Below are 23,862 nucleotides of genomic sequence, written 5' to 3' on the forward strand. Positions count from 1 at the left end.
CGCCCTGAAATGGCTCTACTATTCCATGCAGGCGGGGCGCCTGCTAACTCTTGGCTGTCGCCACCCATGAGACAGGTCGGTGACGATTGTTCTTGGGTACTCGTCAAAGAACGGGAGCTCGCCACAGAATGCACGCTGGTACTCCGCGTAGCCCCCGCAATATGTCCCGATGCTCATTGGCTGAACGATTTAACGCCCGATGCCGCTGTTGCCGCTTCGGCCGGCCGCGGGCCGCTGCGAAGCCCTTCCAGCCCCGAATACCCCATATAAAGCGCGATCAGAAGCATAAGCATGCCGGAAGCATAGGGGGCACGGCGGGCGAAGGAGCTGAAGCCGGACCAGCGCTTCTGGACATGGCGAACGCTCAAAGAGGCGAGGACCCCGGCCGACACCATCGTTACGGCCAGACCGATGCTGAAGCATACTACAAGTACCGCGCCCAGCGAGAGCTGCTTGAGCTGTAGGCAGAGGAGCAACACCGTAATCGCAGCCGGGCACGGAATGAGCCCTCCGGTCAGACCGAACATGACGATCTGCCAGTTGGTGACTGTCTGATTTTTGAATCGGCGGGCGATATCCTGAGCATGGGCACGTTCGTGAGCGTCCATGTACTCTCCGTCACCGACGGCAAGACCATGGTGATTATGCGCACCCTCGCTATAGGTCACGTCGTAATCATGCGTGTGGTTGCCGTGGCCAAGGCTGATTCGAGCCTTGAACTCGTGAGGCTCGGGAATTTCCTCCACGCTCTCCAGATATCCACCTCTGTCGACGAAGGTAAAGCCTTGTCTTGCCCCTTCCTCACGCTCGGTTACGATCGTCACATCCTTTGCTGCCCAACCGTGGCCACTTTCGAAGCGGACGCGGAAACGAGGCGGAACTCCGTTCTCGAACACCTCCAGGTCCATCATGCCATGACCGGTATCGATCCGGCGCGCATCGTCATGATGGTGATCATGATCATGATCGTGGTGGTGGCCGTGATCATGGTGATGATGGTCGTGATGATGCGCCGTCTCGAGCTGTTGCTCGCGCCAGGTGCGCCATAGCATCCAGGCCGCGATCCCGACGATGATGACGGCTGATGCGAGCTGGAAATAGGGTTCGGTGGTCTCTGCGTTCATGCCGCGGCCAAGATACTGTCCTCCCAGCGCGACAAGCCAAACCACCGCCGTGTGGGAGATGGCCGCTGCGACACCCAGCATGACAGCTTGCGAGATCGTGCCGCGGATGGCGATGATGAAGGCCGCCATCATCGTCTTGGAATGTCCCGGCTCCAAGCCGTGGAGCGCTCCCAAAAGGATGGCCGTCGGAATGAACAGCCAGGCATGGGTCGCGCTTTGCTGAATGAGGTCTGTGAAGGAGGTCATAGGGGGCCGTCTTTTAAGAAACGAGAATGGCGATGGTATAGGGGGGTAGGGTATTTCTTGTCAACTTTGGAATTTTGTGATTTTCATGATAGGCCGAAAAAAGGGATGTCCGCGGGCAGACCTAACAGGAGCAAGACATGACCCATACGATCCACGAGAAGCAGAAACTCATCAACCGCGTGCGCCGGCTGCGCGGGCAGATGGACGGCATTGAGCGGATGCTGGACGAGGAAAAAGGCTGCGCTGAGGTCATGCATGCAATTGCAGCCGTTCGTGGGGCGATCAACGGCCTGATGGGCGAGGTTATCGAGGACCACATACGCATGCACGTTGCGGATGCGGCTCTTCCGCAGAGCGAGCGTGACGAAGGTGCGGAGGAGCTGATCGACGTGTTGCGATCCTACCTAAAATAGGAAAAACGGCGAGATGCTCCGGAACGACAACCGTCGTGCAGTTTCCTTGCGACCGAACATGGCAGGAAACCTGCTTTTCAAAACGCTTGACTTACCGGCGCTGCCCGAGCATCCTTCCTGCATGGGGCTGCGATCACCCCACGAGGCGACATGCCGAAGAATCGCGTCCATCGAACCCGAGCAACGGAGGGACGCGTCATGCCAGCATTTCTCGAAATCTCAACAGATAAATTAAACCGCATCATTGGCACTGCGAACGCGCCTGTGGTGATCGACGTGCGAACCGACGAAGACTTCGCACGCGATTCGCGGCTTGTTCCCGGCTCTATCCGCCGGAACCATGCGGATGTTGCGGCCTGGGCCGAAGAAACCGCAGGGCCGGCGATTATAGTCTGCCAGTCGGGCGGAAAACTCGCCCACGGCGTCGCTGCCTATCTTCGGCAGGCGAACATAACGGCGGAAGTTCTCGAAGGCGGCTTTGAAGCCTGGACGAATTCCGGTGGGCCGTCTGTGCCGAGCGAGAAGTTGCCGCCGCGCGATCTTAAGGGGCGTACCGTCTGGGTGACCCGTTCCCGCCCCAAGATTGATCGCATTGCGTGTCCATGGCTGATCCGACGCTTTGTCGATCGTTCGGCAGTGTTCTTATTTGTACCTGCCACCGAGGTCCTGGCGGTTGGCGACCGCTTCAGTGCGGTGCCTTTCGACATAGAGGACGTCTTCTGGAGCCATCGCGGCGAGCTCTGCACCTTCGACGTGATGGTCGAGGAGTTTCATCTCGCTTCCGATCCGATGCTGCGACTGGCAACGATCGTGCGGGGTGCCGATACCGCCAGACCGGATCTTGCACCGGAAGTGGCGGGCCTGCTTGCCGCCTCCCTCGGTCTCTCTCGTATGTATAACGACGATCTCGAGCAACTGGAGGCTGGGATGCTGCTATATGATGCCTTCTACCGCTGGTGTCGCGATGCGACCGACGAGACCCATAACTGGCCGAACCAGAAGCGGGGACAGTAAGGTGGCCGAAATCGTCAAGGCAGACGCCACCGCGACGGAGGCAAACGAGAGCGCGGTCCCCCTTTGGGAAGCGACCAAGGTCTGGGCCCGGATCGCAGCGTTGAGTTTCGGTGGCCCTGCCGGGCAGATTGCGGTCATGCATCGTATCGTCGTCGATGAAAAACGCTGGATCGGCGAACATCGATTCCTGCATGCCCTGAACTACTGCATGCTACTGCCAGGTCCTGAAGCTCATCAGCTTGCAATCTATATTGGCTGGCTGATGAACCGAACGGTCGGAGGGCTTATCGCCGGGGCGTTGTTCGTCCTGCCCGGCTTCCTTTCGATCCTGGGCTTGAGCTACGTCTATGCCATCTTCGGCAATGTGACCTTCATCGAGGGGTTGTTCTTCGGTCTGAAGGCTGCAGTCCTCGCCATTGTCCTGCAGGCCGTGTTCCGAATTGGCAGCCGAGCATTGAAGAATTGGGTCATGCGCGCGATTGCCGGGGTTGCGTTCGTCGCGATTTTCTTTTTTCGCGTGCCGTTTCCGATGATTGTCGCGGGTGCCGCTCTGACAGGCTTCTTTGCCGGTCGTGCAGGGTCGCCGCTTTTCATGCTTGGCGGAGGACATAAGGCTGGATTGGGTGCAATCCTTGAGGACAGGGATTCATTGCTGGGTGAGGAGACGCCGCCTCATGCACGCCCGAACCTGGCCTGGTCTATGAAGACTTCCGGCATACTGACGGTTCTCTGGCTCCTTCCGGTGGTATCGCTGCTGGTCGTCCTCGGACCGGAAAACGTATTTTCAAAGATCGCCGTCTTTTTCAGCCAGATGGCGGTGGTTACCTTTGGTGGAGCTTATGCTGTTCTTGCCTACGTGGCGCAGGAGGCGGTGCAGAATTTCGGCTGGCTGAAACCTGGTGAGATGCTGGATGGTCTTGGCATGGCAGAAACGACGCCTGGGCCACTCATTATTGTTGTGCAGTTCGTCGGTTTCATGGGGGCCTACCGTGGCCACGGAACTCTGGATCCGATAGTCGCAGCGACGCTCGCAGCTATCCTGACGTCTTGGGTGACCTTCCTTCCGAGCTTCCTATGGATATTCCTCGGCGCTCCCTTCATTGAAAAGATGCGGGGCAATCAGGAATTGACGGGGGCTATGTCGGCAATAACGGCAGCGGTCGTTGGGGTCATCCTCAATCTCGCAATCTGGTTCGCGTTACATGTGCTGTTCCGAGATGTCTCCGAGTATCAATTCGGCCAACTTGTGATAGAAGTACCGAGACTTTTGTCCGTCGACTTTGCCGCACTCTTCCTGACGGCAGTCGCGATCATTGCTCTTTTTCGAATGAAATTATCTGTGCTGTTAACGCTGGCGATCTGTTCGCTCGGCGGTCTCTGCTGGATATTGTTGGCTTCGTAGCAGGAGCGCCGGCGGTATTGTCGCATGCGATGCGCCGTTCAAATCGTCCACAATTTCCGGCTCGAACATTTTTCATGGGTATAATCGAATCTCCGTGTCGGAACTAGGTTTTGCTAAACCCACGCGTTCGGCCGAAAGAGCGTAGTAGAAGATTGACCGATACGGCGACCTTGTCGATGTCGATAATGTCCTGCGAATATTCTCCGGTGTAGAGCTTCACGATCATCTTGTCGCGAATGGCGCCGTCGAGATCAAAGTGCAGGTGGAGATAGTAGGCTTGCCTGTCTCCGCTCCGGCTCATGCTTCTGCGCCGCTGTGTGACTTGCTTCAGTTCGGTTTTGAGAGGTGCAAAGCCCTCAAGATGCAGCGAGACCAATTTCGACTCGAAACGTGCGTCGAACGGGACCGCGACAACCGCCTTATCAAGTGCCAGGCTGACCAGCTGGCCGGGAACGTCGTCCACTATGGCTGGCTCGTCCAATTTGAACGCATGAAACAATCGCTGGGGTTTCTCAAAGCAAATCAGAGACGCGATGACCAGAACGATGATATTGATACCAGCCCAAAAAACGGCGATCGACGAAAATTGGGCCTGAATCTGCGTGGTCTCGGGGACAATATCGATCAGCAGCCCAAGCGCGGTGATCGCGATCAAGCTTGCGATCCAGCCAAGCGTATACCTGTCAAATTGATTTGCTTCGTTGCCGCTGCCCTTTGGCGTCACCCTGAAGGGCTTGCCGAACGGCCTTATCAGGCTCGACACGACGGTCGGCAGCATTCGGAAGGTCGCGAATGTTCCGACGGCACTTGAGATTATCGGCAAATATCGCGTTGGCGTTATCCACAGCATGAGAAGGAAATAGGCCGTCAGCAGCGGGACTTGATAGGAGACGTAGTCGGCAACATCCGTGAAATAGAGCGGCAGCAGTCCGAACCAGAGATAAACGATCGGTATCACCAGGATCATCAAGCGGACGAGATATTGCACCAACCATGACGCCGGCAGGAACATGATGCGCTGAAAAAGGGAAAGCCCTGGGCCGCGCAGCGGGCCGTTGTGCAGGTAAAGCGTTTGAATGCCCCCCTGGCACCAGCGCTCGCGCTGCACGAAATAGCCGGTCAGATTTTCCGCCGCGAGCCCCATCGACAGGCGTTCGTTCAAATAGCGCGTCTTGTAGCCTCTGTTAAGCATGGAGAGGGTGGTCAGCAGGTCCTCTGTGATGGACTCCGTCGGAAAGCCGCCGATCACGTCTATTGCCTTGCGCCGGGCGATCGAACATGAGCCACAGCAGAAACTGACATCCCATCCGTCGCGGCTGGGCGCGATCTCATCGAAGAACAGACGCTGTTCGTCCGGCCAGATGTTTTCAAGCCCGAGATTCGTTTGCACAGGGTCGGCATTGAAGAAATGCTGAGGTGTCTGGACGATGCCGATGTTTTCATCGGAAAAGAAGGGCAATGTCCGACGAAGAAAGTGCCTGTAGGGCACGAAGTCGGCATCGAAGACGGCAACGAATTCGCCCGAACTCACTTGCAGGCCATTGTTCATGTTGCCAGCTTTAGCGTGCGCGTTGTTGCCGCGCGTAACATGAATAACGTTTTTCTGTTCGCAAAAAGCTTTGAGCCAATCTCGGCGCTGGTCATCAAGAACATAGACTTTGAGTTTGTCTGCAGGGTAGTCGAGCGACAGAGCGCCAACGATTGTTCTTTCAAGAACGTCGAGCGGCTCATTGTAGGTGGGAATGAAGACGTCAACCGTCGGTAGCTCGCGTTCGTCGCGCGAAAAAAAGATGGTTCCAAGCTCGTCCGCCTCGGAGCTCCGGTTGACGTAGCGGCTCATGAGCACAAGGAAAAGCACCACCTCGGTGAAGGCCAACATCTCGACGATAAAGACGAGCCAGACCCAATAGAAGTTAATTCCGTCATAGGGATAGGGAAGAACGGTTTGCGTCAGCCGCCAAAGCAGGTAGCGCAACGCAATTGCTGCGACGAATCCGCAGGTGATCGTCCTGGTCCAACTATGATGGCGCGACCAATTGAATGGCCCCAGGAGGAAAAAGGCCATCACGAGAAAGGTCGGAGCGAGGGCTAGAAGATACTGAACCACAGGTTCTTGACCCAATTCGAAAAGCCAATTCCATGTCTGGGAAATCGAACTTGAACCGTTCGCCCGACTTGGCAGAAGTTTTTGAAATCGCCGTTCATGAAAGAAGGCACGAGATGAACCCGGATGTGGGCATTGCGTTGGGATGAAACCGGCAGGCTGGCCGCAAATGAATCAGTTTCCGTTGCGGCCGAACTGCCTTTTACGGAAACGACCGTGCCCTCAAAGACATCGCTGCGTCCGAGCAGCCGAACCTGCGCGGTCAGCCCCGGATAGATTTCATCATAATCGACTTCGGGGACGAGGATGTCGACAAACAGTTCCCGGCAGTCCAGAATTCGCATCAACTCATTGTTGAGCACAACATTGGAGCCGCTCACGATATTTCTGCTCCAAACAACGCCGTCGAATGGCGCCGTCGCCGTCGCGGATTCGAGGCTGCTAACGCGGATGCCTTCTTCCGTCAGTTGCTTTTCGACCTCAGTCGCTCGTGTTTCATTCTCGGCAATGCGTGAGTTCAGATCGCTGATGTGGACGATGACTTCGTCCTGGCGCTGGCGGGAGTAGGGGACGTCGTTTTGTCCGTCTCCGAAAACGAAGATACCCTGTCGAACCGCGTTCAGCCGCTGCTGCAACTGATCGACGGTCAAATTGCTCACTTCGACTTCGCCGCCGGTTGCAGCACCCGCTGCGCGTGCTGCATCGACCATTCTTTGCGTGAGAATACCCTTGGATTCGAGCTCCTTCCGGCGGTCGAGATCGACCTGCGCGGCGAGGTCCTGCGCCTGCGAAACCTCTACTTTCTTTCTCAGGATATCAACTTCGCGCTCAAGGTTCGAAATCGTCGCCTGCTTGAAGATTTCCAGGCGATTGCCCAGTTGTTCGCGAAGCTGCGAGAGGTCGTCGCGTTCCTTTTTCAGGGCCGTGACACGGTCGCGTGCGGTATTGCGCTCTGCTTCGAGTGAGGCCAGCACCGCGCGGTTCACGCGCGGATTGCTGATTTCCACGAGATCCTGGCCGGCCTTGACGGAAACGCCAACCTTGACCGGTTCGCCTGAAATCACACCATCGATCGGCGCATTGACGAGAGCAAGGCGCGCGTTGACGGTGCCGTCGCGGCTTGTATAGCCGGTGATTGCTGGCAAGGAGACGACAATCGCGACCGCCAGGAGCAGCAGACCGACGGTGACACGCGTAATGCGATGGTTCCAAATCATGTCAGCATACGGGAATATCGTGTGGGTGGTGATCGGGGCTGCCGACCTCATGTCGGCGAAAATACAACCAGGTCTTGCGTAATTTAGCGCGGCGAAATTTAGCAGGCAAGAGGCGACATCGAGCTTGCGTTAATGAAAGTGACAGTGGTGCTCCATTAACGGTCGCTCCGCCTTTGGCGATTTCGAGCGAAATCGCCAAAGGCTAGATCAGTCCTGCCTCTGAACCTTCCTGGCAGCGTCGCTGCCAGCCTTCGGGATTCTCCGAGTTCGTCGATTCGCCTGCCTGGGATTATCGGGAGTTCCGCGTTACGGCTCGGCGCAGCTTGGCGGGTAGCCCGTCAGGACTGCGATGGAAGGGGCCGGATTCTGCCCAGTCACTCCGGCGGGAGCTAAAGACATGACGGCAGACGCTTACATTTTAACTTTGCGCCAGCTTGGAGGTTTCCGTTACGACGGAACAACTGACAGCCGGCGCGGGTTCAGGAGCGACTGGTGCGACTTGCGAGGGATGCAAATGGATTACCAGTGATCAGTCTTAGATGTGCGAGGTGACTTTTCTGTCGAGGGGATGGTATCCAAGCTTCTCGGACACCTCGTTTGCTGCGGAAAGAAGGCTGTCGAGATATGCCTTGCGGTTGCGAAGGCCATCCTCCCGCGGTGCGACGAGGCAGAGCGTTGCGATGCATATGCCGTCAGCTTGATAGATCGGCACTGCGAAGCAATGTGTGAAGTTTTCCACCTCGCTGTTGAAGGTGAAATATCCGTCGCGCGCTGCTCCACGAACCTGGCTGATGAAGTTTGCCGGATCGAGACGCCTGCCATCCGGAAGGACGAAGTCGTCCGGCGGGATGAAATCGAGAATTTCCTGATCGGAAAGGTGTGAGACGAGAAGCCGTCCCGAAGCGGTCCATGGAATGGATACGAGCTCGCCGACGTTGGAGGAAATGCGAAAAGGTCTGACGCCTTCGCGCATCATCGCTACCGTATACTTGTTGCCTTCAAGAAGGCACATCTGGGCCGTTTCCCGGGTTTCCTCGGCCAGGTGGCCCAGCATGCGCTCGCATTCGCGCATCAAATCGAACTGCTCGGCATAAGCCGTTCCCAGGAAATAGAGCCGACGGCCGAGAAAGACCCGGCCGTCGCCCCCGTAATAGTCGAGCATACCGTGGCTGAGGAGCAGGTTGACCAGTTCATAGACCGAAGACCGCGGCGCACCGATTTCCGCCGCGATCTCGTTTGGCCGCATGGGCTGACGCTTTACCCGAAGAAATTCGAGTATCTCAAAGGCACGATCCAATCCTCGGGTGCGCCGCGATACCGTGTCGACACCAGCCTCAGCCATGCTCTTCTCCAAAATTAGGCGCGATCTGCGCGGTAGGCCACGCAGTCGACTTCGACCTTGCAGTCGACCATCATGCGCGATTGGACACAAGCGCGTGCCGGAGGATTTTCGCCGAAATACTCGGCATACACGCCATTGAAGCTCCAGAAGTCGCGCGGATCGTCAAGCCACACGCCGACGCGCACAACATCTTCAAGGCTGTAGCCCGCCTCTTTGAGGATGGCAATCAGGTTTTCGATGGCCTTGCGGCTCTGGCCGACGATTCCGCCATCGACAATCTCGCCTTTTTCCATGGGCACCTGACCGGAAACATACAGCCAGCCGCCGGCTTCGGCAGCCCGTGCGAAAGGAAGTGGTTGTCCGCCGGCACCCTTTTCGCCGGTGCCATAACGCTTGATCGTCATTCTCTTGCCTTTCCTTCTAGTTGAAGCTCGATGTTTTGAGGAACTCCGCGAGCCGTTCCGTCTTCGGCTTCAGGAACATCTCCTTTGGATCGCCCTGTTCGCAGATGACGCCTTGGTTCATGAAGATGACCCGCGACGACACTTCGTAGGCAAACCGCATCTCATGCGTAACCAGCAGCATGGTCATGCCGTCCGCTGCGAGACCTTTGATGACCTGCAAGACTTCGCCAACCAGCTCGGGATCAAGTGCCGAGGTCACTTCATCGAACAGCATCAGCCGCGGCGACATCGCAATCGCGCGGGCAATCGCCACGCGTTGCTGCTGCCCACCGGAAAGCTGGCCGGGATAATGATTGGTCCGTGCCGACAGACCGACACGATCCAGCCAGCGCTCGGCAATCCCACGCGCTTCGGCCTTCGGCATCTTCTTGACCTTGATCAGCCCAAGCATGACGTTCTGAGCCGCCGTCATGTGCGGAAAGAGATTGAACTGCTGAAAAGCCATGCCCGTGAGCGCACGCTGACGGGCGATCTCCTTCTCGCTCTTTCGCCGGCGCGTCGATCCCTCGACGTGGTAACCGATCTCTTCGCCGTCGAGGCTGATCGTGCCCCCCTGGAATTCCTCCAGCATGTTTACGCAGCGAAGCATCGTCGTCTTGCCCGAACCGGACGAACCAATGATGGAAATGACCTCGCCTTCCTCCACCGAGCAGTCTACGCCTTTGAGAACCTCGTGCTGCCCGTAGGTCTTCCGCAGGCCCTTGATTTCAAGCATTGTCTTGGCCATCACGCGGCCTCCTCAAGATGGTAGGGTGGTCTTGCGCTCGACGAATTTGCCGAAGCGTTCGATACCGAAGTTAACGATGAAATAGAGAGCGCCGGCCAGGAAGTAGAACTGCAGGCTCATGAAGTTGCGGGAGATGATCTCCTGCGTTCGAAGCAACAGCTCGGCAACCCCGATAACCGACAGCAGCGTCGATGCCTTCACCATTTCCGCCGCCGTATTGACCCAGGCCGGCAGGCACTGGCGCAGCGCCTGTGGCCAAAGGACCGAGGTAAACGTCTGGGAGAACGTCAGCCCGATGGCTTTCGCCGCTTCCGTTTGTCCCTTCGGGACCGCCTGCAGCGCACCGCGCACGATCTCCCCCACATGCGACGAGCAGAAGATCGCCAGCGCCAGAACGCCCGCAGAAAAAGGGCCGAGTTCGATGCCAACCGCGCTCGAGACGTAGTAGCTGGCAAGGACGAGTACCAAGACCGGCGTTCCCCGGATGACGTCCGTATAGGCTCGCACGATCAGACGCAGCACGCCGTTTCCGTAAACCAGAGCGAGACCGACGAAAACGCCGAGGATCGAGCCGGCGAGAATGGCCAGGAGCGAGATCGATACGGTCATCGCAATCCCGTTCAGGATGACGTAGCGGGCGATCCAAAATTGTTCGAGAAAAGTGTGAGACATCGGCTTACCTCGGCAAGGCCAGACGCCGCTCGACCAGGCGCATCACGGCGGCAATGAGGAAACAGGTCACGACATAGAGGGCGGATGTAACCATCCAGGTCTCGATGACGCGGAAGCTTTCGACGTTGATCTTGCGCGCCGCGAAGGTAAGTTCGGGCACCGCAATCGTTGCAGCGAGGGATGTATCCTTGAACAGGGAGATAATGGTCGACGACAGCGACGGGAGAACGTTGCGGATCATCAGGGGCGCTATGATCGACGTGCGTATCTGCATCGACGTCAGGCCGATTGCCAGACCGGCTTCCGTGAGCCCCTTTGGTATCGAGAGCAGTCCGGCGCGGAAAACTTCGGCGAGATAGGCTCCCGAATAGAGCGAGAGAACCAGGACAAAGCTCTTAATCTTGTCCAGCCGGAGGCCCATCTGCGGCAACGCGAAGAACGCGAACAAGACGAGCACAAGGATGGGGAGATTTCGAATTACGGTAACGTAGATTCGCGCCGGCGCGACCACGGCGCGGTTCCGGGAGAGCAGTGCGAAGGCGACGAACAGACCGAGGATGGCCCCGATCAAGATCGAGATCACCGCCAGGCCGAGGCTCAACATCAAGCCGCTAAGAAGGAAATCGAAATTGCGCCAGACGGCAGCGAAGTTCAGCGTATAACCCATGGCAGGCCGCCCCTTTAAAGGAGGGAGCGGGAAAGACCCGCTCCCTCGGGCCAGTTACTTATATTCGACCGGGAAGCCGATCTGCGGAGGCGTCAGATCCTTGCCGAACCAGGTCTTGAACGACTTGGCGTAGGCGTCGAATTCAACGCCGGTCATGGCCTCGTGAAGAGCTGTGTTGACGAAATTCAGCCAATCCTGGTCGCCGCGCTTGACGCCGCAGGCGTAAGTCTGCGGGTTCCAGCCGTAACCAGCGTCCTTATATTTCCCTGGATTCTGGGTCATGTACCAGGCAAGCGACGACTGGTCGGTGGCAACCGCATCCGCACGGCCCGATTCCAGTGCCTGATAGATGAGATCGACGGAGTCATACTGGTCGACGGTTGCGCCCGGGAGCGCCGCATGGACCATCGATTCTGCGTAGACGTTCTGCAGGACCGAGATCGTTACCGATGAGCCGGCAGCCTTCAGCGCCGCGTAGTCGGCATATTTGCCGTCAGCCTTGAGCATGAGCCCGACGCCTTCGCGATAATATGGGATCGTGAAGGCGATCTGTTGCGCACGCTCGCCGGTGACGGTCATGAACTGGCAGGTGATATCGACCTTGTCGGTCGTAATATTCGGGATACGAGCGTCAGACGATTGGTTGACGTACTCGATCTTGTTAGGGTCGCCGAAAAGGGCCTTGGCGATGATATGGCCCATATCGACATCGAAACCCTGAAGCTTGTCGTCGGCGCTCTTGAAGTGCCAAGGCGCATTTGTGCTGCCCGTCCCCATAACGAGGTGACCGCGAGCAAGCACCTCATCGAGCTTACTTCCTGCGGCGAAAACTGGGCTGGAAAGAACTGTAGCTGCGGCCAAAGCGATCAGGCCGACGCGAAAAGAAGACGTCATGGCGTTCCCCTTGTGAAACATGTGTTTTGTCCAATATTCCGGACATGCGTCCGTTTTATTGGATTGACACAGGAAGCGGTATCGGCGGTGACTTGTCAAGCCGCGCCGCCAAAAAAAGCTGCAGCGATCCAAAATGATCGCTTTTTTGGTACTGCAGCATTCTTCTGTTTCCGAGGTGGCTATGTCCTTGAACGGGGTTTCCATGACCGCAATCGACATCTCCGCCGATCTTGACGCCGTGAAACGAAATATTGAGCGATTCCAAATATATGACAGAGAGTCGTGGCCTTCGGATCTACCCGCACATCAAGACGCAGGCGCTATCTGCGGTCGCGAAGATGCAATTGAGCGCGAACCCAATAAAAGATACCCGCCAGTAGATTTCGGAGCCGGGGCCAGACAAATCGCGGAGTTTCCAAATGACCTCGCCCTGCATGCGGATGATGATGTCATCCTTCAGGAGGCGCTTGGAAAAACTGCCTGCGTTGCAGCCGCGCTGAACGTGACCACGTCAAAGGCGAAGACGCCCACCTCGAAGGCGATGGTTCGAACATCCGCGTCCACCAAAGCGGCTTTTGCAAAGGCAGCCGAGGGAGCGATGGATGCCGGCAAGCCGAAGCGTGGCGGTAAAGCACAGGCCTGAGAGATACGAGGAGGACGCCTGTTGAACGGACGTCGCTCTTAACAGCTCAGCCCTGCACGTGCGTCCCTTCACCGGTGTTTAGGCTCAATCCGGATCGGCGCTGGCGTCCCTAAGCCAGTCCGCGAAGGCGTGCACCTTTTGGCGCGCTTCGGCCCGGGCTGGCCAAAGCGCATAGTAGCCGTAACCGCTGTCGATGATCCTCTCAAAAGGAGCGACCAACTCGCCGCTTTGCAGATCCTGCTTTGAAAAGGCGAGATCGCCCATCGTCACCCCATAGCCGCTCGCAGCCGCCGTCATTGCGAAGTCCTGCGTGTCGAAGACCTGATGGCGAGAAGCCTGGAACGAATAGGCCCCTTCAGCCTGCAGCCAGAGCGTCCAGTCGCTATGACGAGGGTTGGAGTGCAGCAGGACGCAATCTTGCAGGTTCTTCACGTCGGGCGGATCGCCAAGCCTGGAAAGGAGCTGCGGAGAACACATGGGCGTCAGCCGCTCGCGCAGCAGCGGCAATACATCCATGCCAGGCCAGTGACCGTTGCCGTAGGTAATGAGCATGTCGATGTCGCCAACCGAAAAGGTAGGTCGCAGGAACCATGCGGTGTCGATATTGATATTCAGATCGTCATGACGGCTGTGAAGATCCGGCAGGCGTGGCAGGAACCATTTTCGTGCAAACGTCGGCGGCATGCGGACAGTCAACGAGCTTACCGTCATCCGCGTTGCTTCGAACGAGGTCTTCAGCGATGCAAGAAGGCTGTCGACGATCGGGATCAGCGCCATGCCGCGCTCCGTCAGCGCCACTTTGCGGGTATGGCGCTCAAACAGGCTGCAACCGAAATAGTGTTCGAGCTGCTGAACCTGCCTGCTGATGGCGCTTTGGCTGAGATTGAGCTCGGCTGCCGCGGTCGTGAAGCTGCCCGTTTCCGCAACGACGGAAAAGGTCTGCAGCGTTTGCAACGGCGGCAACCTGTTACGATCGAATCTCGGCTCCATCCCTTATCCGGCTTCCCTGCTGCTATCGGAAGCCACAAGCTTTAAAGCATGCGGATCGAATGGCAACCGATACGCTCAGGCAATTGCTTGGCGCACCGCCCGAGCGGCCTCCTTGACCCGGCGTGGTGCCGTTCCGCCCTTGTGATCGCGGCTGGCGACCGATCCCTCGACCGTCAGCACCTCAAAGACATCCTCGCGGATGGATGGCGCAAAGACTTGCATATCGGCGAGCGAAAGCTGCGAAAGGGTCGGGAGCGCCTTGTCGCGCGCCGCGCCGACGATTGCCGCAACGGCGTGGTGGGCATCGCGAAACGGCAGTCCGGCGCGCACGAGGTAATCGGCAAGGTCTGTCGCCGTCGAATAGCCCTGGTTGGCGGCCGACAGCATCTTCTCATGCTTCACTTTGATGGTCGGAAGCATCTGGGCCGTGACACTGACGGCCGCACGGACGGTTTCGAAAGTGTCGGTCAGCGGCGGCTTCGATTCCTGCTGGTCCTTGTTGAATGCAAGCGGCTGGCTTTTCATCAGCGCCGCGGAAAAGGCAAGATTGCCGATGACGCGGGCCGCCTTGCCGCGCACCAGTTCCGCCAGATCGGGATTGCGCTTCTGAGGCATGATCGAGGAACCGGTGCAGAACTGATCGCCGACTTCGATGAAATCGAACATCGGCGTGCACCACAGAATAACCTCCTCGCTGAAGCGCGACAGATGCCCCATGATTATCGAACCGGCGCTGCAGATGTCGACGACATAGTCGCGATCGGAAACGGCATCGAGAGAATTGTCAAACGAGCGCGAAAAGCCGAGCCGGGAAGCGCTGTACTCGGGATCGATAGGATAACCTGAACCCGCCAGCGCGGCCGCCCCAAGCGGCGAGACATTGAGCCGTTCGCGGGCGGCACCGACGCGATCGAGATCCCGCCGGAACATTTCGGCATAGGCCATCATATGATGACCGAAGGTGACGGGCTGGGCGACCTGCAGATGCGTGAATCCGGGCATGATCGCATCGGCATGGTTTTCTGCAAGATCGACGAAGGCGCCGATCAGCGTCTTCAGATCGTCCTTCAGCAGATCCAGCTGTTCCCGCGCATAAAGGCGGATGTCGGTTGCCACCTGATCGTTGCGCGACCTGGCGGTGTGCAGCTTCTTTCCCGCATCGCCAATCAGCGCCGTCAGCCGGTTTTCGACATTGGTATGGACATCTTCGAGTTCTGGCTTCCATTCAAAGGTGCCGGAGCGCATCTCACCGGCGATCTGGTCGAGCCCGGTCTGGATGGCTGCATTTTCTTCGGGAGCGATGATACCGGCGCGCGCCAGCATTTCGGCATGAACCTTGGAGCCGGCAACATCGTGCAGCGCTATGCGCTTGTCCTGATCAAGGCATTCGTGGAAGCTTTCGAAGTCCCTTGAAACTGCCTCTTTGAACAGTGGGGACCATGTGGCCTCTTTCTGGTTTCTCATCTCGGTCTTCCCTTTTTAACGGATGCCGCTCTTCCTCGGGCGCATCCTCTATTGAAGCAGCACAAGCAGGCTGCGGGCGTCGATCTGGTTTTCAAGGTCGAGGACAAAGTCTCTGAGGGCATCGACCCTTGCGGCCGGCAATATCATTCCGGCGAGCGCGGCATACTTGCCGATCAGCCGTTCGTCGCTCAGTGGGTTCTGTGGGCCTCCGAGGGGAAACTCGACGACGAGCCGATGCCGCTCGCCAGCGACAGTCACGATGGTAATCGCCGGTTCGTCTTCATCCTTCATCGCCGGAGCGATGCGAACGGAGATGCGATCCATCAACGACCCGATCTCCACTGCCGACCAGGCAGCCTCTTCCAGCTCCGCAAGAAAAACCTTGCCGTAATGCAGCCTGGCAGCCAATGCGTAGGGCAGGCTCATCTGCGCCTGCGCTCGGGACTCGATGACCTTGCCGCCGCACATGCCATATTGGAAACCGCTGATATCAACCTCGATGGCCGCGATGTCTGTGCCCTTGAGGTCATGATGCTCAAGCAGCAAATCCAGCGCGTCGATCCCCGCATGCGTGCCGCGACAGGTGGCGTGCGGCTTGACGGAGCATCGGTTGAGCCGCCAAGAAAGTCCGAAGTCGCGGACAAGGGCCTGCGGATCGCCCTTGCCCGCGCCGAAGGTTGCGAAGAAACTTCCCCAGCGCTCCGCCTCGAAAACGCTGTCGGGACCTTCGAAGCCCCGTTTGGCGAGATAGGCTGCCATGAGCCCGCCTTCGGCGGCGCGGCCGGCATGAAGCTTCTTGGTCGAGCTGCCATTGTGGATGAAGGCCCAGGTTCCGCCGGCAAAGGAGCAGGCCGAGCCAAGTGCCGAGGTCATGGCAGTCGCTTGGAGGTTCAGCAAGCTGCCGACCGCTGCGGCGGCGCCAAATGCGCCGCATGTGCCTGTCGAATGCCAGCCGAGACCGTTATGCTCTTCATATCCGCCGACCGCTTCCAGCACGCGACGGCCGACTTCGTAACCCAGCACGACACTGCGCAGGAGCTCGCGGCCGTTCACCGGCCGATCGCGATCGCCAATTGCGGCGAGCACGGCGGGCAGGACCACAGCGCCGGAATGATCGCAGCCGCCGCTGTCGTCAAGCTCGTAGGCGTGCGCGGAAACGCCGTTGACGAATGCCGATGTCCTTGGGTCCGAGGCGATCGACCGTCCCCAGACAGGCGAAAGTCCGGTTCCCGCTCGAAGTCCGAGCATCTCGACAACGACATCCGTTTCTCTGGACGCCGAACCGGCGATCGCGGCTCCAAGCGTATCGAGAATATGAAGCTTCGCCTTGTGGATGGTCTCGACGGGAAAGGCGTCGAAGCTCGTCGAACAGACGAGCTCTGCCAGGGCGCGCGCCAGATTATCGCTCACCGGCCTGCTCCTCATCGACATAGGTTTCGTAAACATTGATCGGATGATCGGCCGGTGCGGCGCCGTTGCGGCCGTGCCAGCGAGCGACCTCGGCGGCCGTCGTCAGCCAGACGTCGTCGAAGCTGCCGATGTGGCTAAGCAAGGCTTCGACGAGCGCGATCCTGCCGGGTGTGCCGGTCCATTCCGGCCGAAGCTGGAGGACGTAGCAGAGGCCGTATTTGCGGTAGGCATCGAATTCGGAGATCCAATTGCCGAGGACCGCTTCATAGGAGGGGATGCGCCCCTGTCCCTTTGGAAAGGCCGGGGTGAAATTGAACTGGAAGTAGGGCCGGTCCTCGAGCTCGTTATGAACCGGAATCTCCACCAGCGAGGATGGATGACTATAGGGTAAGTCGTCGCCGTTCAACGATGCCGACCAGGAATAGCCTGCCTGGAGAAGCAGCCGATCAAAGTGACGCGGCCAATTGCCGGTGGGCAGCCGGAAACCGGAGACCTCATTCGAAGCGATCGCGTTCAACGTCTCGCGACTGCGCTTGAGGAGTTCGATGGCTTCGGGTGCCTGCACGGCGTCATAGCGCTCGAAATCCCAGCCGTGGCTATCGAGATCATGCCGGGCAGACACGACATCGCGCAGCAGCGGTGCATGCTTTTCAGCAACAGCGCCGGGCACGAACCAGCTCGCGGATACGCCGGCATCAGCAAATGCATTGCAAAGGCGTTCCACGCCGCGCATTGCGCCATATTGCCAGACTGAAAAGCTCTTGTTGCGCCCCCTGAGGTCGGGCGCCTGTGCAATCGCATCGCGCCCGTCAGCGAAGATCACGGAGACGATCGCGGCGCATTTCTTGCCCTGTGGCCAGACGGCTTCGGAAGCTATACTGGTCATGCGGCATTCTCCGGATGTTGCGCGATCCACCATTTTGCGATGTCGGAGCAGTGCGTCGCCCAGACGCTGTCGCCATGGGCGATGATCGCTTCGAAGAGGCCTTCGAGGATCGCAAGCCGGCCGGGCTTGGCGCAGACCTTCGGATGCAGGATCGTCGTCCAGCAGAGTCCTTCGCGGTGATAGCCTTCGAATTCGGCGCACCAGTTGCGTTGAACATCGGCGTAGCCGGAAATCCGGTCGAGGCCGATCGGGAAATCCGGATCCTCGCTATAGGCAAGGGCGGTGTAGTCGTCGATGTCCCAGCGGCCCGGAATCTCGACCAGTCCGCGGCCGCGAGATGTGGTGTGAAAATAGGGCCGGTCGTCGCCGCGCATCGAACTGGAGTAGATCACGCCGAACTCGTGCAGCAATTCGGCCGTCTCTTCGCTCCAGTCGCCCGAGGGCGTACGGAAGCCGACCGGCGTCACGCCCATGCGGCTGCGGAAGATCTCGCGGGAGCGTTCCATGATGTCGAGCTGCTGCTGCCGGCTGCAGTCGATGAAGACCTCGTGATAGTGACCGTGATAGGCAATTTCGTGGGCATCCTTGAGGATGCGTTCGCACTGCGACGGCCAATGTTCGATCACCCAGGTCGGCACGAAAAACGTCGCCTTGAGATCATAATCGCGTAGAAGATCAAGTAGCCGCGGCAGGGCCCGCCAGGGACCATAGGCGCCCTGGGTGAAATAGCGCGGATTGGACAGAAGCGATCCGTCGAGCATCGCGTCGCCCGTCGGGCCGTCGACGTCGAAGGCAAGCGCCACCGCCGACTGCCGACCTGCCGGCCACAGAGGAGGTTTTGCCGTCTTGGTTGCGGTCTTCGTGGTCATGGAACTCTGCATGCATCTTGAGGTGTATTTTGGACGCAACCACCCATCCGCGGGTGCTCGGACACCCCGGTTGACTATTGCTTGCGTTGTGTAGGGAAGCGCCGCTCTTGCGCGGCGCTTCCTATGGAAGTTACTTGACGCCGTTTACGACGGCTTTCGGAACGGCATTGTGAACGAGACCCCACTTGTTGAGGATCTGATCATAGGTGCCGTCCTTGATGAGAGCGTCGAGCGCTCCGGCAACTGCATCGCGAAGTGCTGCGTTATCCTTTTTGAAGCCCATGCCGAAGGTGTCGTTGCTAAGCAGGGGATCGCCGACCAGCTTGTAAGTGTCTGGTTCGACATGCATTTGATAGGCGATCGTCTCGATGCCTTGCACGACTGCATCATAGCGGCCCTGCTTCATGCCGAGACGGGCAGCATTCGAATCCGCTGTCCCTTCGAACTTGATGGCCGGCTTGCTCTTTGCTTCGCAATTTGCCGCGCTCCAATCCTTGACGTTATCGCCGAAAGACGTGCTGCGGCTTCCCGCGACCGTCTTGCCGCAAAGGTCGCTCGCCTGCTTGTAGGTGTCAGCATTGGCTTTGACGGTGAAGAGGATCGGGCCACTGGTGATGTAGTCGACAAAGTCCATGCTCGCTTGACGCTTCACATTGTCGCTCATGCCGGAGATGATCATGTCGGCACGGCCGGTCTGGAGACCGCTCTGCAGTTCCTGGAAAGCAGAGGTGACCAGGACGGTGGTGAGGTTGAGCTTCTTGGCGATCGCATTTGCCAGATCGACATCGAAACCGTCGATCGTGCCTTTGTCCGGATTGACGAATTCCATCGGCGGGTAGATCGGGTTCGTCAGAATCCGCAGCTCGCCGTCCTTGAGCAGGTTCAGACTTGAACCCGCGAAAGCGGCAGTTGCGGCAAGCGACAGCAGCGCCGTCGAAACAGCGAGATGAATGAGCTTCATGAAATTCTCCTCTGATGATCTTTCTTCAGGTTTTGTTGTTAAAGCACCGCAGAGATGAAGTTCTTCACTCTGGGATTCCTGGGGTTTTCCAATATTTCGCTGGCCGTGCCGGTTTCGACGATCATGCCGCCATCCATGAAGACCACACGGTCGGCGACCTCTCGGCAGAAGCCGATCTCATGCGTGACGACGATCATCGTTGTGCCGGAAGCGGCAAGCTCCTTCATCACGCCAAGGACCTCGCCGACGAGTTCGGGATCAAGGGCCGAAGTGGGTTCATCGAACAACATGGCTTTCGGCTTCATCGCGAGCGCGCGGGCGATCGCGATGCGCTGCTGCTGGCCGCCGGAGAGCTCGCCCGGATATGCGCCGGCCTTGTCGGCCAGGCCAACGCGCTGAAGAAGAATGCGCGCTTCGGCGATGCACTCCTGCCGCGGCCTTCTCTGCACGCCGACCGGGCCTTCGATGATGTTTTGCAGGACGGTGCGATGCGGGAAGAGATGGAACTTCTGGAAGACCATGCCGACGGCCTGCCGCTGGCGGGCGATCTCGCGGTCCGGCAGCGGGAACAGCCGGTTACCGTCGCGGCGATAGCCGGCGATTTCATCCTCGACCGTGACATAGCCTGCATCGATCTGTTCGAGCTGGTTGATGCAGCGCAGAAAGGTGCTTTTGCCCGAACCAGAAGGCCCGATGATGCAGACGACCTCGCCCTTCCTGATCTCGAAATTAATGTCCTTCAGGACATGAAAGGTGCCGAAGTATTTCTGCAGCCCGTGCGCCTTGATGATCGCGTCCATCAGCCAGCCTCCCCAACCAGAGCCTGATTGGCCGCATGCTGTGCGCCGGCATCACGCCGTCCCCAGCCCTTGGAGAAATGCCGTTCGATGTAGATCTGCGCTATGCTCAGGATCGTGACGGCGACCATGTACCAGATGGCGGCAACGATCAGCAGTTCGATGACGCGCGAGTTGACATAGTAGACGTCCTCGACGCTCCTTAGCACCTCGGAATATTGGATGACGCTTGCCAGCGACGTCAGCTTGACCATGCCGATGGTCTCGTTGCCGATAGGCGGAACGATGACGCGCATCGCCTGGGGCAGGACGATCTTCAGCGTTGCCCGCAGCTTCGTCATGCCGATGGACTGGGCGGCTTCCATCTGGCCCTTGTCGATCGACAGGAGACCGGCGCGCACCACTTCGGCGGTATAGGCACCCTGCTGGATTCCCAAACCGAGAAGTGCGGCAACGAATGGTGTCATCACATCGACTGTGCGCACCGAGAGCAGCCCCGGAATACCTATCCTCGGGAAAATCAGGGCGAGGTTGAACCACAAGAGCAGCTGCAGAAGGGCCGGTGTGCCGCGGAAGAGCCAGACATATCCGACGGAAATACTGCGCAGAACCGGATTGTCCGACATGCGCATGATGGCTGCGATAACGCCAAGAACGATGCCGACGACCATGGCGCAGAACGTCATGATGATCGTGTTGGAAACACCCGACAAAATGGATCTGGAGAAGAGATTCTCCGAAACATATTGCCAGGCGATGTCGCCCAGCCAGAAGGCCCTCACTAGTAACAAAAGCAAGGCGATGCATATGGCAGCCATGATTTTGTTGCCAATTTTTCGTGGCCGCACAATTTGGAGCTTATCGAGGTCATGGAGAGCTGAGTTATTCACGAAGTTGTTCCCTGGAATCGAATTTGAGTTCGATCTTTTAATTTGGAGGGAGCTTACGCCGCGTTCAGATTTATCCGCAAACGACAATTGGGTATGGAATTTATGCGCTGTTCGCATAAATTGATGTCGAGATGTCGATGCGATATCGAGCTCGCCATCGGGGGGTGTCCTATTGTCGTGGGCTTGAGAATTGCGAGACAATTTGTCGGAGCGACGACGATGGCCATCAGCGACAAGGATCGTCGGTGTCTGGCGCAAACGGTCTCAAGCGCAGCCTGGCAGTATGCCCGCTTGCTTCGCGGCCGCTTTTTTGCCATGGCAAGCCAAGTTTTTCGACCTCTTCGTCGACGGGTTCAGAAGAGCCTGGAAGGCCGCGTTCGGGCAGCATCTCCTCCACCATACGCGAACTAGGCGGGAACCGACCGGGGACCGGGGTCAAAGGGAACGATGGAGGCCGGGCCAGAGGAGCCCGGCCTCCAGGAACTATTTCACCTGCGTGACGGTCAGCTTGCCATTTACGCGCTCGGCAACGAATTCGATGCTTGCGCCCTCCTTCAGCTTGGTGCGGATGGCGGGATCTTCGACGGTGAACACCATCGTCATGGCCGGCATTCCGAGGTTCTTCAGCTCCTCATGCTTGATCGTGACCTTGCTCGTCTTGGCATCGATCTTGTTGATCACACCCTTGGTGAACTCCTGCGCATGGACGCCTGTGGCGGCGGCGATAGCCAGGGAGGCAATAAGGGCAATTCTAACGAGATTTTTCATGTCTGTTTCTCCAGGTTGTAAAGGCTTCAGTTGGTCGCCACGGACACGTCGCCTTGCATTCCAGCTTCGTAATGACCGGGGATGAGGCAGGCGAATTTGAACTCGCCGCCGTTGGTGAACTTCCAGACGATCTCGCCGGATTGACCGGCCGCGAGCCGGATCGAGTTGGCGTCGGCATGTTCCATTTCCGGAAACTTCGCCATGACAGCCTTGTGCTCGAGGATCTTGTCTTCGCGATCGAGCACGAATTCGTGGTCGCTTTGGCCGCCGTTCTTGAGGGCGATCTTCACCGTCTGCCCTTTGCGGACCTTGATGACGGCCGGCTGGAAGAGCATCTTGCCGTCTTCGGTTTCCTTCATGGTGACGCGGATCGTCTGCGTCGCCTTGGTTTTGTCGCCCGGCTCGCCGACTGCGAGCTTTTCGTCATGGCCTCCGGCATGGCTTCCCGATGCGAAAGCGGGGCCTGCGAGCGCTGCGAGCACGATTGCGATTGCGAGTTTCTTCATTCTGAAATCCTTTGCAGTTGCTGGATGGATGGTGGTCATTCGTTGGTCGGCTTGGGAGTGATCTGGGTGTTGGCATCCTTCGCCCTTGTCTGGTCCGGTAGGTCGCCGGTCCATTCCCAGGCCTGCGTTCCGGGCGGGTTCTTGTACCAGCCCGGATCGGAGTAATCGTCCGCGGAGATACCCTCGCGGACCTTCACGACCGAGAACATGCCGCCCATCTCGATGGGGCCGTGCGGACCCCAGCCGGTCATCATGGGGACGGTATTCTCGGGTATGGGCATTTCCATTTCGCCCATATCGGCCATGCCCTTGGTGCCCATGGGCATGTAATCAGGCTGAAGCTTCCGGATCTTGGCGGCGAGCTTGGACTTGTCGGCGCCGATGAAGGTCGGGATGTCATGCCCCATGGCATTCATCGTATGGTGCGACTTGTGGCAGTGGATCGCCCAGTCGCCTTCATATCTGGCATCGAATTCATAGGCCCGCATGGCGCCGACGGGGATGTCGATGCTGACCTCCGGCCAGCGCGCCTCGGGCCTGACCCAGCCTCCGTCGGTGCAGGTCACCTCGAAGTCGTAGCCGTGCATATGAATCGGATGGTTGGTCATCGTCAGGTTGCCGACGCGCACGCGCACGCGATCGTTCTTCGAGACGACGAGCGGTGTGATGTCGGGAAAGACGCGGCTGTTCCAGCACCACATGTTGAAGTCGGTCATTTCCATGACGCGCGGCACATAGGAGCCGGGATCGATGTCGTAGGCGTTGAGGAGGAAGACGAAGTCGCGGTCGACCCGCATGAACTTCGGGTCCTTGGGATGGACGACGAAGAAGCCCATCATGCCCATCGCCATCTGCACCATCTCGTCCGAATGCGGGTGGTACATGAAGGTGCCCGACTTCACGAGATCGAACTCGTAGACGAAGGTCTTGCCGACCGGGATGTGCGGCTGCGTCAGGCCGCCGACGCCATCCATGCCCGAGGGGAGGATCATGCCGTGCCAGTGGACGGTCGTATGCTCCGGCAGCTTGTTGGTGACGAAGATGCGCACCCGATCGCCTTCGACCGCTTCGATCGTCGGGCCGGGCGACTGGCCGTTATAGCCCCAGAGATAGGCCGTCATGCCGTTCGCCATCTCGCGCTCGACCGGTTCGGCGACCAGATGAAACTCCTTGACGCCGTTGTTCATGCGGTGGGGCAGGGTCCAGCCGTTGAGTGTGACGACCGGCTGGTAGTCCGGTCCCGATGTGGGATGAACGGGCGGCTGCATATCTGCCGACGCCATGGAGGGGGCATGGGGCAAGCCCATGGCCGATGTTTTGCTCCATGCGCCGGCGGCGAGCATCACCGCTCCCGCTCCGAAGAACTGTCTTCTGTTGAACATGAGGGATCCT

General features: G+C 58.5%; 24 protein-coding genes. 4 read left to right on the top strand and 20 right to left on the bottom strand.

What is annotated here, in order from left to right; genetic code table 11:
- Positions 1-173 precede the first annotated feature (173 nt).
- Positions 174-1,370: a nickel/cobalt efflux transporter gene (locus RHSP_RS22405; protein ID WP_004123576.1), complete on the bottom strand. Its 1,197-nt coding sequence runs from the start codon at positions 1,368-1,370 to the stop codon at positions 174-176.
- A gap of 137 nt (positions 1,371-1,507) precedes the next feature.
- Between RHSP_RS22405 and RHSP_RS22410 the strand changes: the two genes are divergently transcribed.
- From RHSP_RS22410 to chrA, 3 genes are all read left to right on the top strand, one after another.
- Entirely contained in the window at positions 1,508-1,783 is a 276-nt protein-coding gene (locus RHSP_RS22410; RefSeq protein ID WP_004123580.1) for a metal/formaldehyde-sensitive transcriptional repressor, read from the top strand.
- Positions 1,784-1,981: 198 nt separating this feature from the next.
- Positions 1,982-2,797: a chromate resistance protein ChrB domain-containing protein gene (locus RHSP_RS34820; RefSeq protein ID WP_037153845.1), complete on the top strand. Its 816-nt coding sequence runs from the start codon at positions 1,982-1,984 to the stop codon at positions 2,795-2,797.
- On the top strand, positions 2,748-4,199 hold the full coding sequence (gene chrA, locus RHSP_RS22420) for a chromate efflux transporter (protein WP_157385413.1): 1,452 nt from the start codon (positions 2,748-2,750) through the stop codon (positions 4,197-4,199). The genes RHSP_RS34820 and chrA overlap by 50 nt, the downstream gene beginning before the upstream one ends.
- 103 nt (positions 4,200-4,302) lie before the next feature.
- On the opposite strand, the gene RHSP_RS22425 is transcribed toward chrA, so the two are convergent.
- The 8 genes from RHSP_RS22425 to RHSP_RS22460 all read right to left on the bottom strand — a co-directional run bounded on the left by RHSP_RS22425 (position 4,303) and on the right by RHSP_RS22460 (position 12,286).
- Positions 4,303-6,306, bottom strand: a complete 2,004-nt coding sequence (locus RHSP_RS22425; RefSeq protein ID WP_004123584.1) for a glycosyltransferase — start codon at positions 6,304-6,306, stop codon at positions 4,303-4,305.
- Positions 6,288-7,520, bottom strand: a complete 1,233-nt coding sequence (locus RHSP_RS22430; protein WP_037153851.1) for an HlyD family secretion protein — start codon at positions 7,518-7,520, stop codon at positions 6,288-6,290. Before RHSP_RS22430 ends, RHSP_RS22425 begins: the two co-directional genes overlap by 19 nt.
- Before the next feature lie 535 nt (positions 7,521-8,055).
- The gene (locus RHSP_RS22435) at positions 8,056-8,862 is read right to left on the bottom strand and encodes an IclR family transcriptional regulator (protein WP_037153854.1); all 807 of its coding nucleotides are present in this window, start codon (positions 8,860-8,862) and stop codon (positions 8,056-8,058) included.
- 14 nt (positions 8,863-8,876) lie between these two features.
- On the bottom strand, positions 8,877-9,266 hold the full coding sequence (locus RHSP_RS22440) for a RidA family protein (RefSeq protein WP_004123593.1): 390 nt from the start codon (positions 9,264-9,266) through the stop codon (positions 8,877-8,879).
- A 16-nt stretch (positions 9,267-9,282) separates the two neighbouring features.
- Positions 9,283-10,053 (bottom strand): amino acid ABC transporter ATP-binding protein, encoded by a 771-nt coding sequence (locus RHSP_RS22445; RefSeq protein ID WP_004123596.1) that lies wholly within the window; start codon positions 10,051-10,053, stop codon positions 9,283-9,285.
- A 12-nt stretch (positions 10,054-10,065) separates the two neighbouring features.
- Positions 10,066-10,725, bottom strand: coding sequence for an amino acid ABC transporter permease (locus RHSP_RS22450; RefSeq protein WP_004123599.1), 660 nt, complete (start codon positions 10,723-10,725; stop codon positions 10,066-10,068).
- A 4-nt stretch (positions 10,726-10,729) separates the two neighbouring features.
- On the bottom strand, positions 10,730-11,392 hold the full coding sequence (locus tag RHSP_RS22455; protein ID WP_004123601.1) for an amino acid ABC transporter permease: 663 nt from the start codon (positions 11,390-11,392) through the stop codon (positions 10,730-10,732).
- Positions 11,393-11,446: 54 nt separating this feature from the next.
- Positions 11,447-12,286 (bottom strand): transporter substrate-binding domain-containing protein, encoded by an 840-nt coding sequence (locus tag RHSP_RS22460; protein ID WP_037153977.1) that lies wholly within the window; start codon positions 12,284-12,286, stop codon positions 11,447-11,449.
- Between the two features lie 133 nt (positions 12,287-12,419).
- On the opposite strand from RHSP_RS22460, the gene RHSP_RS22465 reads away from it, so the two are divergent.
- A complete protein-coding gene (locus RHSP_RS22465) occupies positions 12,420-12,929 on the top strand; it encodes a hypothetical protein (RefSeq protein ID WP_157385406.1) in 510 nt (169 codons plus the stop codon).
- 84 nt (positions 12,930-13,013) lie between these two features.
- On the opposite strand, the gene RHSP_RS22470 is transcribed toward RHSP_RS22465, so the two are convergent.
- From RHSP_RS22470 to RHSP_RS22520, 11 genes are all read right to left on the bottom strand, one after another.
- A complete protein-coding gene (locus RHSP_RS22470; RefSeq protein ID WP_004123607.1) occupies positions 13,014-13,919 on the bottom strand; it encodes a LysR substrate-binding domain-containing protein in 906 nt (301 codons plus the stop codon).
- A gap of 75 nt (positions 13,920-13,994) precedes the next feature.
- Positions 13,995-15,383: an argininosuccinate lyase gene (argH, locus tag RHSP_RS22475; RefSeq protein ID WP_004123609.1), complete on the bottom strand. Its 1,389-nt coding sequence runs from the start codon at positions 15,381-15,383 to the stop codon at positions 13,995-13,997.
- Positions 15,384-15,431: 48 nt separating this feature from the next.
- A complete protein-coding gene (locus tag RHSP_RS22480; RefSeq protein ID WP_004123611.1) occupies positions 15,432-16,793 on the bottom strand; it encodes an MmgE/PrpD family protein in 1,362 nt (453 codons plus the stop codon).
- A complete protein-coding gene (locus tag RHSP_RS22485; protein ID WP_004123612.1) occupies positions 16,783-17,679 on the bottom strand; it encodes a polysaccharide deacetylase family protein in 897 nt (298 codons plus the stop codon). Before RHSP_RS22485 ends, RHSP_RS22480 begins: the two co-directional genes overlap by 11 nt.
- A complete protein-coding gene (locus RHSP_RS22490; protein ID WP_037153860.1) occupies positions 17,676-18,548 on the bottom strand; it encodes a polysaccharide deacetylase family protein in 873 nt (290 codons plus the stop codon). The genes RHSP_RS22485 and RHSP_RS22490 overlap by 4 nt, the downstream gene beginning before the upstream one ends.
- 130 nt (positions 18,549-18,678) lie before the next feature.
- Positions 18,679-19,509 (bottom strand): ABC transporter substrate-binding protein, encoded by an 831-nt coding sequence (locus tag RHSP_RS22495; protein WP_004123617.1) that lies wholly within the window; start codon positions 19,507-19,509, stop codon positions 18,679-18,681.
- A 38-nt stretch (positions 19,510-19,547) separates the two neighbouring features.
- On the bottom strand, positions 19,548-20,309 hold the full coding sequence (locus tag RHSP_RS22500) for an amino acid ABC transporter ATP-binding protein (protein ID WP_004123619.1): 762 nt from the start codon (positions 20,307-20,309) through the stop codon (positions 19,548-19,550).
- Positions 20,309-21,196: an amino acid ABC transporter permease gene (locus tag RHSP_RS22505; protein WP_420820104.1), complete on the bottom strand. Its 888-nt coding sequence runs from the start codon at positions 21,194-21,196 to the stop codon at positions 20,309-20,311. The genes RHSP_RS22500 and RHSP_RS22505 overlap by 1 nt, the downstream gene beginning before the upstream one ends.
- Positions 21,197-21,679: 483 nt before the next feature.
- Positions 21,680-21,964, bottom strand: coding sequence for a copper-binding protein (locus tag RHSP_RS22510; RefSeq protein WP_004123622.1), 285 nt, complete (start codon positions 21,962-21,964; stop codon positions 21,680-21,682).
- 26 nt (positions 21,965-21,990) lie between these two features.
- Positions 21,991-22,470 (bottom strand): cupredoxin domain-containing protein, encoded by a 480-nt coding sequence (locus RHSP_RS22515; protein ID WP_004123624.1) that lies wholly within the window; start codon positions 22,468-22,470, stop codon positions 21,991-21,993.
- Positions 22,471-22,505: 35 nt separating this feature from the next.
- On the bottom strand, positions 22,506-23,852 hold the full coding sequence (locus tag RHSP_RS22520) for a multicopper oxidase family protein (protein WP_004123644.1): 1,347 nt from the start codon (positions 23,850-23,852) through the stop codon (positions 22,506-22,508).
- Between the last annotated feature and the right edge of the window lie 10 nt (positions 23,853-23,862).

It is taken from the genome of Rhizobium freirei PRF 81 (genome assembly GCF_000359745.1).
GTDB classification, from domain to species: domain Bacteria; phylum Pseudomonadota; class Alphaproteobacteria; order Rhizobiales; family Rhizobiaceae; genus Rhizobium; species Rhizobium freirei.